11 protein-coding genes and 1 tRNA gene are annotated in these 17,499 nt (G+C 43.5%); 8 read left to right on the top strand and 4 right to left on the bottom strand.

The window, feature by feature from the left end; all coding sequences use genetic code 11:
* Positions 1-198, top strand: a complete 198-nt coding sequence (locus MKZ32_RS11635) for an IS110 family transposase (protein WP_239797419.1) — start codon at positions 1-3, stop codon at positions 196-198.
* 326 nt (positions 199-524) lie between these two features.
* Here the strand turns inward: MKZ32_RS11635 and MKZ32_RS11630 are convergent.
* Positions 525-600, bottom strand: a tRNA-Lys gene (locus tag MKZ32_RS11630).
* Positions 601-889: 289 nt separating this feature from the next.
* Between MKZ32_RS11630 and MKZ32_RS11625 the strand changes: the two genes are divergently transcribed.
* Complete coding sequence (locus tag MKZ32_RS11625) at positions 890-1,297, top strand: RNA-binding S4 domain-containing protein (RefSeq protein WP_239797418.1); 408 nt, start codon at positions 890-892, stop codon at positions 1,295-1,297.
* A 272-nt stretch (positions 1,298-1,569) separates the two neighbouring features.
* Here MKZ32_RS11625 and MKZ32_RS11620 read toward each other — a convergent pair whose 3' ends face one another.
* A complete protein-coding gene (locus MKZ32_RS11620) occupies positions 1,570-3,375 on the bottom strand; it encodes an HDOD domain-containing protein (protein ID WP_239797417.1) in 1,806 nt (601 codons plus the stop codon).
* A gap of 332 nt (positions 3,376-3,707) precedes the next feature.
* Between MKZ32_RS11620 and MKZ32_RS11615 the strand changes: the two genes are divergently transcribed.
* Both MKZ32_RS11615 and MKZ32_RS11610 read left to right on the top strand, forming a co-directional pair.
* Complete coding sequence (locus MKZ32_RS11615) at positions 3,708-4,637, top strand: tetratricopeptide repeat protein (protein ID WP_239797416.1); 930 nt, start codon at positions 3,708-3,710, stop codon at positions 4,635-4,637.
* A gap of 434 nt (positions 4,638-5,071) precedes the next feature.
* Positions 5,072-5,752, top strand: a complete 681-nt coding sequence (locus tag MKZ32_RS11610) for a PEP-CTERM sorting domain-containing protein (protein ID WP_239797415.1) — start codon at positions 5,072-5,074, stop codon at positions 5,750-5,752.
* Between the two features lie 510 nt (positions 5,753-6,262).
* Here MKZ32_RS11610 and MKZ32_RS11605 read toward each other — a convergent pair.
* The gene (locus tag MKZ32_RS11605; RefSeq protein ID WP_239797414.1) at positions 6,263-7,210 is read right to left on the bottom strand and encodes a DUF5996 family protein; all 948 of its coding nucleotides are present in this window, start codon (positions 7,208-7,210) and stop codon (positions 6,263-6,265) included.
* 1,075 nt (positions 7,211-8,285) lie between these two features.
* Between MKZ32_RS11605 and MKZ32_RS11600 the strand changes: the two genes are divergently transcribed.
* Genes MKZ32_RS11600 through MKZ32_RS11590 form a run of 3 tightly spaced genes read left to right on the top strand, consistent with a single transcriptional unit; the run spans position 8,286 to position 14,002 of the window.
* Positions 8,286-9,380, top strand: a complete 1,095-nt coding sequence (locus MKZ32_RS11600; RefSeq protein ID WP_239797413.1) for an efflux RND transporter periplasmic adaptor subunit — start codon at positions 8,286-8,288, stop codon at positions 9,378-9,380.
* Between the two features lie 22 nt (positions 9,381-9,402).
* Complete coding sequence (locus MKZ32_RS11595) at positions 9,403-12,579, top strand: efflux RND transporter permease subunit (RefSeq protein WP_239797412.1); 3,177 nt, start codon at positions 9,403-9,405, stop codon at positions 12,577-12,579.
* Positions 12,563-14,002, top strand: coding sequence for a TolC family protein (locus MKZ32_RS11590; protein ID WP_239797411.1), 1,440 nt, complete (start codon positions 12,563-12,565; stop codon positions 14,000-14,002). The genes MKZ32_RS11595 and MKZ32_RS11590 overlap by 17 nt, the downstream gene beginning before the upstream one ends.
* Positions 14,003-14,218: 216 nt before the next feature.
* On the opposite strand, the gene MKZ32_RS11585 is transcribed toward MKZ32_RS11590, so the two are convergent.
* Positions 14,219-14,710, bottom strand: a complete 492-nt coding sequence (locus tag MKZ32_RS11585) for a GNAT family N-acetyltransferase (RefSeq protein WP_239797410.1) — start codon at positions 14,708-14,710, stop codon at positions 14,219-14,221.
* A gap of 246 nt (positions 14,711-14,956) precedes the next feature.
* Between MKZ32_RS11585 and MKZ32_RS11580 the strand changes: the two genes are divergently transcribed.
* Positions 14,957-17,491 (top strand): YbcC family protein, encoded by a 2,535-nt coding sequence (locus MKZ32_RS11580; protein ID WP_239797409.1) that lies wholly within the window; start codon positions 14,957-14,959, stop codon positions 17,489-17,491.
* Positions 17,492-17,499 lie beyond the last annotated feature (8 nt).

The following is a 17,499-nucleotide window of genomic DNA, read 5'->3' as shown; positions in this document are numbered from 1 at the left end:
TTGCTGACTTGGGTTGCCAAACAAAACGTTTCCCCAGAAGAATTGCATATCGTCATGGAAGCCACCGGCATCTATCACGAACAAGCTGTCATGGCGCTCGTGGATGCTGGCGTGATGGTTTCCATCGTCAATCCGGTGCAGGTTAAAGATTTTGGCCGTGAGCTGGCGCAGGTCAGGAAACATTCAAGCCGCAAATAACCGGATTGATCAGCCTGGAGTCGGTAGCGTACCTCAAGGCGAGGCAGATTGAGAGTCGCGGGCCGCTTAGTTCGGCATGTGGGGCGATCATCGGAAAGATTGTTGTGGGTCGTTTGTTCCCTTGAAATACGGCATTTTCGAGAACCTCAGGTTGGACAGCTTTTATGATTGCAGTGAAACAGAAAATACTTATTGCTCCCCGTTACATTTATATTTTTAATGTTTGCAAATAAAGATCGTCATGTCGCCCATATTTTTTGCGGAGCAGAGCTTGCTACTTGACAGTAAAAATATCGCTGTAATTTGTTGATACTTTTCTTAAAATTTGGTGGGTTGTGTGTGACTCGAACACACGACCAACGGATTAAGAGTCCGATGCTCTACCAACTGAGCTAACAACCCAAAAGATAAATCTGAGGAGCGAATTGTAGGGAGAATGGGGAAATTGTCAATTTTTTCTGTTCAAAAAATTGGGCCTTGGTGAATTGTTGTGCCGGGTTATTGTGCTATGTTATAGTTTTTATTAAGTAACTATTTCTTTCAGTTTGGGGGTCATGAGATTTTGAGGTGAGTATAAAAATACTACATAATCAATTTATTATATTAATGAAAGGTTGGCTAAAATCGCAGCCAAAAAATCCAAAGGGCGGAAACACTGTCCTGGCTTTCTATACTTCACAACTTATAATTTATGAATACCCTTGACGAAAAAAATGATGACGTCAAATTTCGCATAGACAGATGGCTATGCGCTGCACGTTTCTTCAAAACACGATCTTTATCTGTAGACGCTTTAGAGTGCGGCAAGGTTTTATGCAACGGCGTGCGTGTCAAGCCTGCAAAATCGGTAGCAGTAGGCGATATGCTTTCTATCCGTATTGGGCCATATCAATTCCTGGTAGAGGTATTAGCTCTTTCCAGTAAACGAGGGCCAGCTCCCCAAGCACAGATGCTTTACAGAGAGACGGAAGAAAGTCTCCGGCGCAGGAAAGAACTATCGGATGAGTTAAAAGCACAGCCGATGCCCACTTTTCTCAGAGGAAGGCCAACCAAACGCGATCGAAGAGAAATTGAGAAACTGAAGGATAGTGTTTGGTAATATCCACATTGAGTACTTGGTAAAGATACTGCTTGCTCAAGTTCTTGTTCTAAATTGAAATTACATCGTATCTGTTACATTTCCAGCGTTTGATCAGCCAGCTGATGTACAGGTTGCTGAATTGGGTATTTGAAGTATGGCACGAAATGCCCAGTTGTATTCAATAGCGTCGATAATTAGCAGCGCTAATATGCATGTCGGCGTATCGCCCCATTCGCTGTATGCATAATAAGGGGACTGGTGAGTGGAATGTATTGGGCGCTGTTTGACAATCAATATGCTGCCGCAGCCTGTTCCGCTTGTTCCGCTACCTCAACCCCAATTTCCTCAGCCTTACTTGGATCGATGCCCAAAACTTCCCAATCCTCGTCGCTGATGTTGGCATCGACGTGCTCATTAATGCCAAAGGAAGCCAGCAATTTTTCTGCCAAGCTGATCATGTGCACCATTGGTTGTCCCGCTGCCGCTTCGACTACATCTGGTGTATGGTGGTAGCGCAGCACGGCAATAATTTCATCCGGCAAATTCCAGTGGCGCGCTAGCTCTGCACCTAATTCGTCGTGGCATATTTCCAGCATTTCCCGTTCTATACTTAGCACAGGACGATCAGATTCTGCTGACAAGAGGGCATGCAGATCATCGCTCCGTTTTGGATCCAGGAAAGCGAGCGCAAGATAGCCTATGTCGTGCAGTATGCCAGCCAAAAAAACTTGATCATCGTTAGGGCGGATCTTTGCGGGCATGGCACGGGCGATGCCGAGCATGGCAAACGCAATGCCAAAGCTATGCAACCAAAGATCCTGTGCCTTAAATTTACCCGTGGATACTTTGGTCGAAAAGGACATGATGGCGATGCCAGTTGCAATCGATTTGACACGGCTCATGCCTAGTAAGATCGCAGCCTCTTTTACTGACGTTGACTTTCGTGTGGAGCCAAGCTTTGCTGAATTGGATAGTCCGATAATTTTTGCTGAGATCTGCGAGTCTTGCTCGATCAGCATTAACATTTCCCGTTCGTTTTCGTCGCTATTGATCTGTAGCGCCAGTAGTTTTTGTGCAATGACCGGCATGGCGGGTAGCGCATCAATATTCTTGACAGTCTGTCTAATATCAATATGTTGGCTGCTGGAGGGGGAAGATGTGCTGCTGGTTTGTATATTTATTCCAACTGCTTTCTCTACTTCAATAGCTGCTTTCGATGGTTGTTTCAAATCCTGGCTCGTAACGGGGGTTTTTGCTGCCCGGTTTTCACGAATGATTTGCTGGGCTTTGGGAGACACAGCCGGAATAATCGTTGCTCGATTACAGATTGGGCATACCTCATGCCGAGAACGAAAACGCCAAATTGAATAAATTAAGCCCGGAATCAAGAAGAAAAACCAGAGGATGATCCCGGTGTTGACGTTACCTTTGATTATACTTTTCGTTTTACCTACATAGGCGCATGACGTACACAAACCTTGAGATATAGAACTCTCCTTAAACTGCAAAGGCGTAGGTTTTTTTATACGGTGACAAACTTTCAATGCACGCTGTGTCAGTGTCTCGGAGGTTCGGCGGTTAGGTAGCGTGGTTGAATCCTTGGTTACCGTCTGGACCTTTGCAATTTCTTGCTCAACCATGCAGGCAAGTTCTTGTAGGAGTTTGCGCTCCTCGTTATTCAACATGCGTGGCCTGTTATCGATCAGGCAAAGGGTGCCCAGTTTGCTTCCATTCGGAACTGCCAAAGGACATCCTGCGTAAAAACGAATGCTTGGGCCACTAGTAACAAGTGGATTGTTGTAAAAACGTTTGTCGAGAAGCGTGTCGGGCACTATGAAGATGTCATCGCCCAGAATTGCATGTCCGCTAAAGGAAATGTTGCGAGGCGTTTCACTAACAGAAAGGCCCATGCATGATTTAAACCACTGACGGTCCGTGTCCACTAAACTGACTAGAGCAATGGGCACGTTGAAGAGATGTTTGGCTAAGCGAGTAATGCGATCAAAACGTTCTTCCGGAGAAGTATCCAAAATATTGAATGACCGCAAGGTGTCGATCCGCGTTCTTTCATTGACCGCAATACTTGGAGCTATCATATTGATGTTACTGTATAATTAATGGATTAAAGTTCTAAGTGTAATGATTAATGTGTTGGCCTGGGGTATTATTTAACCAGAATATTACTTCATGCTGCGACCTAACATCCAGCAAATGTGAGGGGCTGGTGGTTAAGTGGCTCTATCGTTTGTTGCATTTGCTCCTTTATTACGTCAATGCTCGTAATACTCTGCAATTAGCGCAATCGTTTAATATAATGGAATAATTTTCGGGAAGTAAAGATGCGCTAAACTATATTGTAATTATTCATTTTGCTTTAAATTGAATTAAGGAGAAAAATTATGTGGTTATCAATGGGAAGGACGATTTCATGGCAGTACTGACACCTCAAGATGTTGCAAAAAACTTTGAGGATGGGATGAAGTTTGTTGACCGCAAGGACTATATAAAAGCTGCTGAATCATTAAAAAAAGCTGCGGAGCATGGACATGTGGAAGCGCAATTTTATCTGGCAGGTATGTATGCCGATGGTCAAGGGATTAAAAAGGACTACCAACAGGCTATGCATTGGTATCATAAGGTCGCAGATCAGGGTTTTGCGGAGGCTCAATTCAATTTGGGAGTTATGTATTACAAAGGTCAGGGCGTTACACAAGATTACGAGCAGGCTGTGCACTGGTATAACAAGGCGGTAGAGAAAGGAGATGCATTGGCGCAATACACACTAGGTCTCATGTACGAAAAAGGCCAAGGCGTTACGCAGGACTACACGCAAGCTGTGTCTTGGTATGGCAAGGCTGCAGAGCAGGGGATTGCGCAGGCCCAATACAAATTGGGCTTTATGTATGAAGAGGGCAACGGCGTTGTTCAGGATGACGACCAGGCTGTGTCTTGGTATGGCAAGGCTGCAGAGCAGGGAGTCGTACATGCGCAATTTAAACTGGGATTCATGTATGACAACGGTATAGGCGTTCCTCAGGATACCCAGCAAGCTGTGTTTTGGTGGAACAAGGCTGCAGAGCAGGGCGATGTAGAGGCTCAAAATAATCTGGGAGTCATGTACGACATGGGCTTGGGCGTTCCCCGGGACTACATTGAAGCGCATAAGTGGTTCAATATTGCTGGTGCAGGGGGTAAATGGTTTAAAGTTGCTGGTGAATGGGTTAATAACATCGCAGGCATGGGCGATGATGAAGATATAGGAAGCGGGCTGGGAATTGTGGAATCGTTCATGACGCCAGCAGAAATTGCCGAAGCCCAGCGACGGGCCAGTGAATGGATGAAGAAGTATAAAAAATAATACGTTATTCGAAGGCTTTCGGTATCTGGGCTTTAAGGACTACTTGAAAGCCATTAATACAGATGATGAATTGGTCGTGAACTCTCGTTTCCATGCAGTCCCTGCATACACCCCGTACTTAAACCCCTTGCAATCATCATTTTTAAATAAGCTTCCGCGTCGGAGTACGTTTTTCTGCGGTAATGGTTTCTTGATGCGCCTTATCGTTCATTGATTTTGGCGATCTCTCCAACCACCAATTTCTGCGGGCTCGGCGTTCGGCTTTTTGTTTGTCGAAATACTTTACAGTCCAGACAAAAAGATTGCACCAAAGTCATAGTATAAACAGATACACACTGTAGATACATCATGTTAAGGAATAGATTAAATTGTGGCACAAATATTGCTTGTCAGTAAGAAATATATGTCTTTTTTAAATTTCTCAAGGAAGAATCATGAATAAACTTTTAAAATACGGTATTGTCACCACTGCATTGATGATGTTTGCGGGCGGCGCATCAGCTGCAGCACTTTGTAGCGTTAGCAACCCAAATCCTGGTGGAATGCAGAAAAGCAACGTGACCTATAATGGTGCTGCTTCCAATGATTGTTACGGCGTCATAATGGGCAATGATAATGTAAAAGGCACTATAAATACCGAGCTAGCGTCGTTATGGGGCGGGAGTACTGACCTATGGAAACTTCTAGCAAAAGACGATACGCCCGGCGCTACCGGCACTGGCACTGGCACTTTTTTGGGCATCAATTTTAGCTTGACCACAACTGCTGGTAAAAGCGGCGACTGGGCACTAACTGGTACTGATACAAATTTTCCTACCATCCTACCAACATTCTTGGATTTTATTGTAGTGCTGAAAGCAAGTGATCGTTTTGGTGCGTGGTTACTGGATGATGTAAAATTTGACGGTAATGATGGCGGCACATGGTCAATTAACTTTCTAAATAATGGTGGAAAAATACCTGACTTATCACACCTATCATTGTATGTTCGTGAAGGTACCAACCCTCCCTGCACAGACTGTGATTTTGTAACCGTCCCAGAACCAACTACTTTACTATTGATGAGTGCGGGACTGTTTGGTTTTGGTTTGGCGCGTCGTCGTAAATCGGCCTAAGCCCCTTAAGTAAAAAATCAAGCACTGGGCGACTGGTGCTTTTTTTAGCTGTAAGGACAGTTATTGGCACGCCAAGAAGATTTTTGGTTCATATAAATCCTTGTAGCGGGGATTTATATTTCACAGATTCAATCCGGCTTGGCATGTTGCTTCATGTATTCGCGTAACGCCTCATTCATTTTCCTGATTACGTCAATCATTAGTCAATTTAAGAAGACGATTAGGCATGGGCGTTGTGCTCGGTGCAACATACGCAATCCTTACTATCATGGTATGAAGATCGAATCGCCTGTTGAAGCGCGATATTAGAATTCTGCAAAGTAACGACAAGCATGCTTGAGCAAGAGTGCATGGCAGGCACCGTTAAGGTAATTTTCAAATTACCGGTAATGGAAAATGAAAAAATGGGCGTGCAATGCATTGCGCGGGCGCGGCATAATTACGTTCCAGCATGTCAGGGTAGAAACAAGTCAGTATGGATTAAGCTGTCGGAAAAATTAAGCCGATAATTTATAATTGCGCAATCCGCTCAAGCGCTGGACGATCCCAGCCGCTCAGGTTGGCGGCTGCCTCGTAGCTGCTCTGCAGGAAATCAAGCAGCATCGTGTCAGGTGACTCTGCGAGTCGCACATCATCATATGGCAAGACAAACTCGCGCAATATAGAGTGATATGTGGTCCCATCGGGGCGCAATTGAGCCATATTGTATCCCTGCGGCTCGGGGTAAGCATACGCATAGAAGACCGGATAGGGTACCGGTCCGCCTCCCGGCCAGAATCCGCAGCTACTCACTTCGTGCGAGTATGCTTCGCGTGCGACCCAATTGGGCAGATTGGGTACGCCGCCAGGGTGACTGGGGGCTGGGCGTCCGGAAAAGCGGGTGAGGGCAAGATCGAAGCTTCCCCAAAAAAAGTGCACTGGACTGGACTTGCCGATGAAACGAGCACGGAATTCTTTGAATACACGATCTACTTGCACCAGAACGCGCCAGAATTGGTTGGCATACTTTGCGTCATAGGATGCGTGGATATGATCTTTCTCGAAGGGGATGGCATCGGCTATTTCGTTAGGCGTTGTGTGAATTTTGACGTTAATGCCAAGGTCGGACAGATTCGCAAGTAGTTCTTTGTAAAAATCAGCAACTGAGCGAGGCTGAAGTGCCAGCGTTTTAACAGCCCCCTCACTCGTTTGGATCACGAGCCGGTGGTCGATGAAGTCAAAATCAATCTGGAATGTGCGCGTACCGTAGGTGATGGGCGATGTGGTCAGACCGCGCGTCGTTACATAGAGGGTTACGTGCCAGGAGTGATTGACCCACGGCGTCTGAACGAGCCGGATTTTGCCGACAATCTGTGTCCACAGGTGTAGCGTCGCGTAGGTATCTTTCCATGCTTGAAAGGCTAAGCTTGGCCACTGTTCGGAGTGGGGTGGATTGTTCGATAAATTTGAATTAATCATTAGCGTTCTCCAATGTAAATGCATCAATAATTTGGCTTGATAGGTAGAATCAATTGGGTCTTCGTGTAATCGGTAAGTAAATTTAACATTAAAGTCCCGACAAGGTTTGTGATATCGGGAAAATGCGCCTTGCACCTGTTCCCGCAAAGGGGAGGGTTTTCAATGATCATTCACGCAAACCCAAAAATATTCTCGATGGAGATCAATCCCCATTTTTCGACCTCGGAAAAGATGCCAGCCATCTTGGGTGATTTCAAAATACGGATCATCAGGCTCGTTCGTCCCGTAAGGAGCGATGCTCTGAGTGGCGTGATGATGAAACCCTCGCTAGCTCATTCCTTCATAGGGCTTAGTCCAAAGTTCTGCTTCAAGTCCTGAATCCCGATTGATTCGCCTGTGCACCATGGTGACGAGCACATCGGTTTATCCAGTGGCGTTGTTTGGCTCGGAATTGGTGCAGTCCGCGGTGTCCTACCGGGGGTAACCGAGGGAATGCCGACCGGTAGCAGATGACCATTTCAGTGAAGCCCCTGAAAGACAGTTTGATTACCTTAATTAGCTGCTGCCAACACCGCGCCCACGGCTACCCGCTGAGATGTCTCAGCGTATCCGTTCCAATGCAATCTCGGGATTCATCGTGAATATTGTTTGGACAAGACACTACCTTACGACGCTCCGTATCGCCAGCTCAGTAATTGGGAAGGTAATATAAAAAAATAAGACTTCGGCAAAACTGACAAAAATGTTGGTTTACCTGCCAATTTGATGTTGGCAAAATAATTCTGCATATCGACTTTTAGCATAGTACATTCGTTCTTCCCTATCTTAGTGCTATGAATAAATTGAATTATTACCATATTTATTAGTATCCGGTGCGAATAAAAATAATCAAAAATTGATGCTTCGCCATATATCAAGCTTCCGTTTGACAAGATTTTTACCTAAACATACATTAACCATGTCATTTTAATATTTAAAATAATTTACTAAATATTTTTAATGATAGAACGCACGTTAAAAAATTTTAGTCCCTTAACACAATACTTTGCTCCCTTGCAATGTAAAGGCCATAAAAATGATCACTAAATCATCCGTAGTTCTAGGCTTAATCGCCACCCTATTATTGAGTGGATGTCATCTTAAGGCAGAAACCGAGACACATGAAGAAATGCCAAAATATGGGGCGACTACACCGTTTCGTGAAGACACTTTCGTCATGAAAGACTATGTCTGTCAGATTCAGGCCATTAGGCATATTGATGTACGCTCTTTGGAAAAGGGCTACTTACAGGATATTTTTGTGGATGAAGGGCAATTGATAAAAAAGGGACAGCCTATGTTCAAGATCATGCCCAATATCTATCAGGCAGAACTTCTTAAAGCGCAAGCCGAAGCGCAGAATATGAACATCGAATACCTTAATACCAAAGGCTTGGCTGATAAGAATATCGTATCGACCAATGAATTGGCTTTGGCAAAAGCAAAATTAGATAAGGCCAAGGCGGAAGTGAAAATGGCGGAAACCCGTTTAGGTTTCACCGATATCAAAGCACCTTTTGAAGGGATTATGGATCATTTAGTTGTTAGGGTCGGCAGCCTTCTCGATGAAGGTGCGGTGTTGACGACACTGTCTGACGTCAGTCAATTATGGGTCTATTTCAATGTCCCAGAAGCCCAATACCTAAACTTTAAGACGCAAAAAAAAGACAAAATCGGTGAAGAAGTACAGCTAAGAATGGCAGATGGCGAGATTTTCAATCAAAAGGGTGTTATTGAAGCAATTGTAGGTGATTTTAATAATACCTCCGGTAATATCCAATTCCGTGCCTTGTTCGCTAACCCGGACAAAATTCTCAGGCATGGTGAGACAGGAACAATTCTAATGGCCAAGCCTTACCCAAACGCCATGCTCATCCCCCAAAAAGCGACGTTCGAAATCATGGATAAAACCTATGTCTACGTCATCAATAAAGAAGAAAAAGTGGAGCAAAGGCTGATCCATATAGAGGCCGAATTGCCACAGCTATTTATTGTTAAAGATGGCCTGAATGACACTGACAGGATTCTGCTCGAAGGTATACGCAAAGTTCGTCCTGGAGAAAAGGTGAAGATCGATTTAAGGCCACCCCAAAAGGTTCGCTCAGAGTTGAAGAAATTGTATACAGAGTAACCCTTCAGGTCAGGATTAAACCATGTTTAATATTTTTCTCAAGAGACCTGTAATGGCGATCGTGTTATCGCTGATGTTCCTGTTTATGGGGTTTGTGGCAATGAAATCATTGCCCATTTCCCAGTTTCCAGATATTGCGCCGCCGCGGGTCACGGTTTCGATATCGTTTCCCGGTTCCAGTGCCGATGTACTGGTGAAATCGTCCCTGATTATGTTAGAACGCGCTATCAATGGCGTGCCCGGCATGAAATACATTACTTCGGATGCGACCAGCGCTGGCGAAGCGACCATTCAAGTGTATTTCAATCTAGGTGTCGATCCCAATATCGCGATGGTTAATGTGAAGACGCGCGTGGATCAGATGATGAGCAGACTGCCCACACTGGTGCAGTTGGAAGGCGTGATTGTGAACTTCGTCCAGCCCAGCATGCTCATGTATGTCAACCTCTTCAGCAAAGATAAAAACGCCGATCAGAAGCTTCTATTTAATTATGCCTACGTCAATGTTATTCCGGAAATTCAGCGCATTACTGGAATCGCCCAAGCAACCATATTGGGCGCCCGCCAATATGCGATGCGGATTTGGCTGAATCCGGAACGGATGCGGGCCTATAGCGTCTCGTCAGAGGAGGTGATGGAGGCCATCGGGAATCAAAGCATTATCGGACGTCCTGGTCGACTGGGACAAAGCACAGGCATAGCCGCCCAATCCAAAGAGTATGTGCTGGTCTATAAAGGACGTTTCAACAAGCCGGAAGAATATGGAGACATTATTATCCGGTCTACCCCGACCGGCGAAATTCTGCGCATTAAAGACGTTGCCAGGGTCGATCTAAACAGCGAGTTCTATAATATTTTCTCTGATAAAGACGGGTACCCTTCGGCGTCTATCGTGCTGAAGCAAAACTACGGCACTAATGCCCAAAAGGTCATAGAGAATGTGAAGGAAAAACTGGAAGAAATGAAAAAGTCCTTCCCGGAAGGCATGGAATACGAAATCAATTACGATGTGTCGCGTTTCGTTGATGCGTCCATCGAAAAAGTGCTACACACCTTGGTTGAAGCCTTCATATTGGTCTCCTTGGTGGTCTTTATTTTCCTCGGCGACTGGCGCTCTACCTTGATCCCCATTCTTGCGGTACCGGTTTCGCTGGTCGGAGCATTCGCCGTTATGTCTGCGTTCGGGCTTTCCATTAACCTCATCACCTTGTTTGCCTTGGTCTTGGCTATCGGTATTGTGGTCGATGATGCCATTGTGGTGGTAGAGGCTGTGCATGCAAAAATGGCAGCCGAAAATTGCAGCCCATATGAGGCCTCCCGAAAAGTATTGGGGGAAATTGGCGGCGCCATTGTGGCGATTACACTGGTCATGGTGTCGGTGTTCATCCCAATTGCGTTTATGCCAGGGCCGGTCGGGGTGTTTTATCGACAGTTCTCTATCGCTATGGCGTCGTCGATCATTATTTCAGCAGTTGTGGCTTTATCGCTTGCCCCGGTACTGTGTGCCATGATCCTTAAAAACACCCACGGCCAGCCGAAACGGAAAAATCCAATCAGCCTTTTCATCGATGGTTTTAACTCTGTTTTCGAAAAGGTCACCGGGCGCTACATCAAATTGTTGAATGTCACGGTCACCCGGCGCATTGTCACGCTTTTGGTGTTGGCCGGGTTTGGCTTCGGCGTTTTCATGATCGATAAAACCTTGCCTGAGGGCTTTATTCCTGGCGAAGACCAAGGCATGATTTATGCGATTATTCAAACACCGCCCGGCTCAACCATCGAAGTGACCAACAGAGTGGCACGGCAACTGGAAGTGATAGCAGCAAAAATCGAAGGCGTACAATCGGTTTCTTCCTTAGCCGGCTACGAAATACTCACCGAAGGCCGCGGATCGAATGCAGGCACCAGTATTATCAACCTGAAAGATTGGTCGCAACGTAAACATTCGGTACTAGATGTTATCCACGAGTTGGAGGAAAAAACCCATAACTTGGGCGCAGTCATCGAGTTTTTTCAACCTCCGGCAGTGCCGGGATACGGAGCGGCATCGGGCTTGGCGTTTCGCTTATTAGACAAGACATTAGACACGGATTATTTCGAGTTCGATAAAATTAACCAAACGTTTATGGATGCGATGCGTAAACGTAAGGAACTGACCGGCTTGTTTACCTTTTATGCGGCCAATTATCCGCAATACGAACTGGTCATCGACAATAAACTGGCCATGCAAAAAGGGGTTACCATCGAAAAAGCGATGAATCACCTGGACATCATGATCGGCAGTACCTATGAACAGGGCTTTATTCGCTTCAATAACTTTTTTAAAGTCTACGCCCAGGCCTTGCCGGAATTCCGGCGTTCCCCTGAGGATGTGTTGAAATATTTTGTAAAAAATGATAAAGGCGAAATGGTGCCGTACTCCGCCTTTATGACTATGGTGAAAAAGCAGGGACCCAACGAGATCACACGTTACAACCTCTATAACTCGGCGGCGATCCGCGCCGAGCCCGCAACGGGTTATACCACTGGTGCGGCCATCAACGCAGTTGAAGAGGTTGCGAAAGCCACTTTGCCGCATGGTTTTGAGGTTGCCTGGGAAGGCTTGTCATTTGATGAAGCCCTCCGGGGCAATGAAGCCCTGCTGATCTTCGCGATCGTTATCATGTTTGTTTACCTGGTGTTAGCCGCACAATACGAAAGCTTTGTTTTGCCTTTGGTCGTGCTATGTTCGCTGCCCCCCGGTATTTTCGGTGCTTTCTTATTATTAAAAGGATTAGGGCTTGCCAATGATGTCTATTCTCAATTGGGAATGATTATGTTAATTGGTTTGCTCGGCAAAAATGCGGTATTGATTGTCGAATTTGCAACCCAGAAGCAAACCCAAGGCATGACTGTTTTAGAAGCGGCGATTGCGGGTGCAAAAGAGCGCTTTCGACCGATTTTGATGACTTCCTTTGCCTTTATAGCCGGGCTGGTACCCTTAGCGATGGCTACGGGGGCGGGCGCAGTAGGCAACAGAACAATTGGTACCTCAGCGCTGGGTGGGATGCTTTTCGGTACCGTGTTTGGTGTCATCATTATTCCAGGGCTTTATTATATGTTTGCCAAAATGATAGAAGGCAAAAAATTAATTCAACATGAAGACCTTGATCCTTTAACCGAAACTTATCACTACGGCCCAAATGACAACGAAAACTAAAACATTTCAGTTTATGGCTTTAGGCGTTTTGGGGCTGGTGTTGCAAGCCTGTGGTACTCCTGAGGTAATAATCAAAAAAGAAGACACGCGTCTTCCTGCTGGTTATAAAGCGGGCATTTCGGAACAGACCAATACGGCGAGTATTAAATGGAAAGATTTTTTCGATGATCCTAATTTATTAAGTTTGATAGATATAGCTGTTGTTAACAATAAAGAAATTAATATCATGATGCAGCGCATCAGTGTTGCACAGAATGAAATTCAAGCGCGTAGAGGCCAATATTTACCATTTGTAAATATTGGTGCTGGTGCAGGCGGGGACAGAACCGGCCAGTTTACGCGCAATGGCGCTGTTGACGAAAATCTCCCAAGAGCCAATGGCCAAGCCTTCCCTACGTACTTGGGCGATTTTCACTTTGGGCTCTTTTCAACCTGGGAGATCGACGTATGGAAAAAGTTGCGGAATGCGAAACAGGTGGCTGTTCTCGAGTATATGGCATCAAAAGAAGGTAAAAATTTTTTAGTGACCAATCTGGTCGCTGAAGTAGCCCATTCGTACTATGAACTGCTTACCTTGGACAACCAGCTTAAGAATTTAGAGGAAAATATTAGTATCCAGCAAAATGGTTTGGAGATGGTCAAGCAACTACAGCTGTATGCAAGGACAACCGCACTTGCCGTCAGACGTTATGAAGCAGAAGTGGCAAAAAACAAAAGTAAAATATACGAATTAAATCAACATGTTAATGTTGTTGTAAACCGGATAAATTTCTTGTTAGGGAGAACGCCGCAGCCTATCCAGCGTGCTTCTAGTGGTTTTATGGAGTTAAAACCTAAAGTGCTTAAGACAGGTATTCCGTCACAATTGCTACAAAATAGGCCTGATATTAGGCAAGCGGAGCTTGAATTATCGGCAGCGGCATTAAACATAAAGGTGGCTAGGGCAAATTTCTATCCCTCCTTTAGCATAAACGCCGGAATAGGGTATGATGCTTTCGCACTTAAATACCTGATCAATACGCCAGAGTCCTTGGCGGCCACTATCGTCGGAGGGTTAGTGGCTCCGCTGATCAATAAAAATGCCATCATAGCGGAATATAAAAACGCCAATGCCAAGCAGATTCAGGCGGCTTATGAGTATGAGCAAAGTATTATAAAAGCTTATACGGAAGTAGCGAATCAAATTTCAAATATCGATAACCTCGACAAAAACTATCAGCTTAAGACAAGCCAAGTGGAAGCGCTTGCCCAATCAATTGAGGTTGCTAACCAGCTATTCAAATCTGCCCGTGTGGACTATCTGGATGTGCTATTGGCACAAAGGGATACCTTGGATGCCAAAAAAGATTTAATTGAAACGAAACAAAAACAAATTGACGCAATGGTGGATCTTTATAAATCACTTGGTGGAGGTTGGCAGTAGTTGGATGAGCGGAAGGAGTGGTTCAAAATAGGGTACATGGTTTTGAACTATAACTGAGTTAGAGTGGCAATAATGCTGCCTTGGCACTGAATAACGCGAAAAAAATTGTTTAAAGACATCTCTGCGGCGGGTGAGAGCAAGGTCGAAGCTTTCCAAAAGAAGTGCACGGACTGGGCTTACCGATGAAACGAGCACGAAATTCCCTGAATACACGATCTACTTGTGAGTTTCTGGTTTCAGTTCTTCGTATATCCGATAACCTGTTTCCATCATGCCAAGAGCTTCATATGTGTTTTTGGCAAGAATATTTTCATTTTCCACATAAAGACGAAACCCGCAAATACTGGGGTTATTTTTCGCAGACTCTTTAACAAAATTATATAGCTGGGTATAAATCTTTTTTCGACGCTCATCTGGCTTGATGTAAACGCTTTGAATCCACCAAAACATACCATTTCGCCAATCGCTCCATTCGGTAGTTACCATTAGTGATCCAATGACTTCCTTGTTACGTTCAGCGATCACATAAAATCCAAAATTAGAATTTTTTAAAATTTTTGTGACACCTTTTGATACTACTTTCGGTATTAATTCTTTTTTTTCTGTTTCGAAAGCCATCGCTTGATTAAATTGAGTGATAACTAAAACATCACGAATTTCAGCAAGGCGAATCACTATTTTTTTATGTATCGTTTTGGTTATTATCATATTTAAAAATAAAGAAAAGTAAAGTCAGTAACGTATAAATGAGTAAAAATCATCAAATTTTGATGATCGACATATATCAAGCTTCAGTTTGACAAGATTTTTTCATAAACATACATTACCCATACCATTTTAAAAATTAAGAATAATTTACCAAATATTTAGAAGTAGTGCGTCACGTTAATTAAAAAAAATTTTAATTGCCACAATCGGTTTAAAGAAAAAGAACACTACATAGAGCTTATAACAATGAATTCAAATAATTCTATTTTTAATGAACAAGAAGTACTTCATGAATTGAAGCACTATTTGCCTAGTCAAGCCCCACTAAAAGATTTTATTCATCACAACACGTTACATGCATTTCAGCATCTTAAGTTCTATGATGGCATTCGTCATGCATCAAAAATATTTGGTTATTTTGTCTCCCTTCAGTTAGAAGATTATAGATCGCTCTATATATCTACACGTATCCGGGAAGATATTCTAAAAAGAACGATTGCTGAAAGAAAGGGTTTAGAGCATGTAAATGAATGGATGAAAAATGTGCTTAGCAAGAAATATGACACTTCTATTTCATCAAGAATTGGTTTGCTGCGATTAAATTGGAAAGAGCAATACCGCATAGACCTGGATTTATTTGTACATCCACTGCTTTTCAGAATTCTTTGTAGCTATCTTGATCAGGGAATTTCAATATGGGGTTTTCCTGTTGGGCATAAAGGCTTTCTTTCTTCAATGAGAGAAATAGAAGCAAACAGTTTTACAAGTTTCTTTAAAAGAAAAAGAGCTAAAGAACTCCTTCTTAAGGGCAATTGTAAAATTGAAGATTTACTAAAAATTCTTGTTGGTGCCGAATCGCTTTACAAGCAATATTTATATGATCAGCAATTTGCACATCAAGGTTGGTCGGGTATGGTGTCCACTGTTGAGGATCAACCGCAATCTCTGTTGAACCCAAAAAAAATATCAATTCATGACTTAATTGTTTTTGAACTCTTATTAGAGATTGATGCACTTGACTTCCAATTGGAAGAGGATTGGTTGCCAATGGGCAGCAATTTAAAAAACAGACCTGTAGAGCTTTTTGATGAAGTTCCCAACACAGAATTGGATGAAGTCCTTTCAATTTGGCAAGATGCTTTTGAATGGTCTTATTATGATCAAGTGCTTGCCGCTATTCAATTGCAAAAAAAGAAGGAGGAAACAGTACCATTCCACAAAAGTTTTCAAGTGTTTACATGTATCGATGATAGGGAGCTTTCCTTCCGTCGTTACCTTGAAAGAATTGATTCTGAATGTGAAACTTTTGCTACACCTGGATTCTTTGGCGTTGAATTCTATTTTCAACCTGAGCATGGAAAATTCTATACAAAATGTTGTCCTGCACCTGTTACACCAAAATATTTAATTAAGGAAACAGAAACCAAAAAAAAGAGGAAGAAAGAAGCCTATTTTTCTAAAGTATCACATTCTCTTTTTCGAGGCTGGCTAGTTACTCAAACATTGGGATTGTTGTCAGGATTTAAACTGGCACTGAATATTTTTCGACCTTCCGCGATGCCTGCCATGGCCTCACCGATTGCACATATGGATAAGGCTTCGAACCTTACTGTTGAGAACAAATTTACGAACCATCGGGAAAACGATTTACAAGTGGGATTTACAATCGAGGAGATGACTCAAAGAGTAGAAACAATTTTAACCAGCATTGGACTTGTCAAAGATTTCGCATCAATTGTCTATGTTGTTGGACATGGTGCAACCAGTATTAATAATCCTCATTATTGTGCTTATGACTGCGGAGCTTGTGGAGGTAGGCCTGGTTCAGTTAATGCAAGAGTATTTTGCGTGATGGCTAATCACTCTGAAGTTAGAGCATTGTTGAGTTCAAGAGGGCTAGTCATTCCCATAGAAACACAATTTCTAGGCGCCCTTCATGATACTACGCGTGACGAAATCACTTATTTCGATGAGAACTTACTTTCTCCTGTGAATTCGACAAACCATAAAAAAAACACCCCCGTTTTTGTCAAGGCTTTGGATTTAAATTCAAAAGAAAGATCGAGAAGATTAGTGTCAATTGATACTAACTTGAGCGCTAAAAAAATTCATGGAGAAATTCTTAGGAGATCAGTTTCATTATTCGAACCTCGACAAGAACTTAACCATTCAACCAACGCAGTTTGTTTTGTCGGCAGGCGAACTTTATCAAAGGACATCTATCTAGATAGGCGGTCGTCTATGAGCTCTTACGATTATAGGCTGGATCCTGAAGGAAAGTATCTATGTAATGTTATGAAACCTATTGCACCGGTTATGGGGGGTATCAGTCTCGAATATTTTTTTTCACGTGTTGACAATTACAAACTGGGTGCAGGAACCAAGCTTCCCCATAATGTTATGGGACTTATTGGCGTGGCTAATGGCAGTGATGGCGACTTAAGATCAGGTCTCCCAAGTCAGATGATTGAAGTTCATGATCCTATCCGTCTCCTGGTTATTGTTGAACACTTTCCTGAAATTGTATTGGGAGCAATTAATCAGCTACCAGCAAATTATGAATTTTATTTGAATGAGTGGGTTCTGCTAGTTGCAGTAAATCCAGAGACGCGCGAGATTTTCTTATTTAAAGACGGGAGCTTCTCTCTTTACCGTCCATTAACACGAGCTCTTGGCTCTATTTCGGATGCGATTACTTTAATTGAATCAGTTAAAGCAGCAGAATCAACACATATAGTTGAAGCCACTAAAGAGAATTTGCCAGTCTACTTAATTAATTAAGGTTTTAA

The sequence above is a fragment of the Candidatus Nitrotoga arctica genome (assembly GCF_918378365.1).
Taxonomy (GTDB): Bacteria; Pseudomonadota; Gammaproteobacteria; order Burkholderiales; family Gallionellaceae; genus Nitrotoga; species Nitrotoga arctica.
This window is presented reverse-complemented; position numbering and strand designations above follow the sequence as displayed.